The following is a 2,030-nucleotide window of genomic DNA, read 5'->3' on the forward strand; positions in this document are numbered from 1 at the left end:
CATCGAGCTGACCTGGGTGCAGCCGCTGGACTTCATCGTCGAAGGCCTGGGCTTCTCGCCCAACGGCACGCATATCGAGCAAAGCTCGGACAGCGGCCTGTTCGCCACCGGCATCTCGCCCTACAGCTATAACCTGCAGGGTTATTACGAAGGCCACGGCGTGTCGGTCAGCGTGAACTACGTCTGGAACGACCAGTCCACGGCCGCCAACGCCCCGCAGAACAACCTGCAGGAAGCGCTGATCAACGCGTCGCGCGGCCAGCTGGACGTATCGCTGGGCTATCAGCTGCCGGTGTTCAACGACAGCGTCCGTCTGACGGTGGATGCGCTGAACATCACCAACGAACCGCTGGTGACCCTGTTCGGCCACTCTGGCTGGCCGACATGCCGCGCACCTGGGAGGTGCTGAGCGCGTTCAGCTGGTCGCTGCCCAGGGATTGGACCTGGGATGCCGACAGGCTGCTCAGCTGCGTGTTGCTGAGCGCCGATAGGACGGTGGTGCTGAGGCCCGACAGCTGTGCCGTGGACAGGGACTGCAACTGCGTCGCCGTCAGGGCGCGGGCGTCGGCCGTGGACAGGGCGTTCAACTGGTCGGTGCTGAGCGTCTTGACCTGTGCCGCCGTCAGGCCGGCGACCTGGCTGGTGGTCAGGCTGGCCACCTGGCCGGTGTCCAGGGCGCCCACCTGGGCTGTGGTCAGGCCCGCCACCTGGCTGGAGGTCAGCGCCGCCACGTGGGTGGTGTCCAGGCTGGCCAGTTGGTCGGTGGTCAGCAGGGCGACCTGGGCGGCGGTGAACTCCGTGACGTCCGCGGTGGTCAGGGCGTTCAGCTGGTCGGAACCCAGGGACTGCAGCTGGCTGCTGTTCAGACTGGCCACCTGGGTGGCGCTGAGGGCCGACAGGTTGTCGCTGCTGAGGCCGGTCAGCTGGTCGGTGGTCAGGGCCGCCACCTGGGTAGCGGTCAGCGCCCGGGTGTCGGCGGTGCTGAGCGCGTTCAGCTGGTCGGTGCCCAGTACCTTGACCTGGGCCGCTGACAAGCCGGCCACCTGTGTGGTGGTGAGCGCCGTCAGGAAGGTTGTGCCCAGGCCGGTGACCTGGTCGGTCGTCAGCCCGGTCAGCTGCGCCACCGTCAGGGCACCGGTGTCGGCGGTCGACAGCGCGTTCAACTGGTCGGTGTCCAGGGCACGCAGCTGGGTGGTGGTCAGGTTGGTGACCTGTGCGGTCGTCAGGCTGGACAGCAGCGTGGTACCCAGGCCGGAGATCTGGCTGGTCGTCAGGGCGGCGACCTGGGTGCCCGTCAGGCGCCGCACCGTGTCGCTGGCCAGCGCGTCCAACTGGTCGGTGTCCAGCGTCTTGACCTGCGCCGCCGTCAGCGCGGTGATTTGCGCGGTGGTCAGGGCGGCGACCTGATCGGTGGACAGTGTCGTCACCTGGGCCGTGGTCAGGCCGGCGATCTGGGTGGAGGAAAGCGCCGTCAGCTGATCGGTGCCCAAGGTCGACAGCTGGTCCGTGGTCAGCAGCCCGACCTGGGTGGCGGAGAATTCGCGGATATCCGCGGTGGTCAGGGTATTCAACTGCTGGCTGGTCAGCGCGCGGACCTGGACGCTGGTCAGGCCCGCGACCTGGGTTGCGCTCAAGGCCGACAGGGCGTCGCTGCCCAGGGTGGAGACCTGGTCGGTCGTCAGCGCCGCCACCTGGGTTGCGGTCAGCGCCCGGGCATCCGCCGTGGACAGGGTGCCCAACTGGTCGGAACTCAGGGCCTTGATCTGCGTCGCCGACAGGCTGGCCACCTGGGTGGTGGTCAGCGCCGTCAGGATGGTGGAGCTGAGCTGCGTGATCTGGGTGGTGGACAGGGCCGCCACCTGCGCCGGCGTCAGGGCGCGCGCGTCGTCGGTCGACAGCGCGTTCAACTGGCTGGTGGTCAGCGCCTTGACCTGGGCGGTGGTCAGGCTGGCCACCTGGGCGGTGGTCAGGGCCGACAGCGTGTCGGAAGTCAGGCCCGTCACCTGGTCGGTCGTCAGGGCCGCCACCTG

At 68.6% G+C, this 2,030-nt stretch carries 2 pseudogenes; one reads left to right on the top strand and one right to left on the bottom strand.

Annotation, left to right across the window (positions count from 1 at the left end):
- Nucleotides 1-409: pseudogene (locus I55_RS26260) on the top strand (TonB-dependent receptor); the annotation flags it as partial.
- Here the strand turns inward: I55_RS26260 and I55_RS39170 are convergent.
- Nucleotides 336-2,030, bottom strand: a pseudogene (locus tag I55_RS39170) (heme utilization protein); the annotation flags it as partial. The pseudogenes I55_RS26260 and I55_RS39170 sit on opposite strands and share 74 nt — an antisense overlap.

Origin of the sequence: Azospirillum sp. B4 (assembly GCF_000333275.1) — a bacterium.
Classification (GTDB): Bacteria; Pseudomonadota; Alphaproteobacteria; order Azospirillales; family Azospirillaceae; genus Nitrospirillum.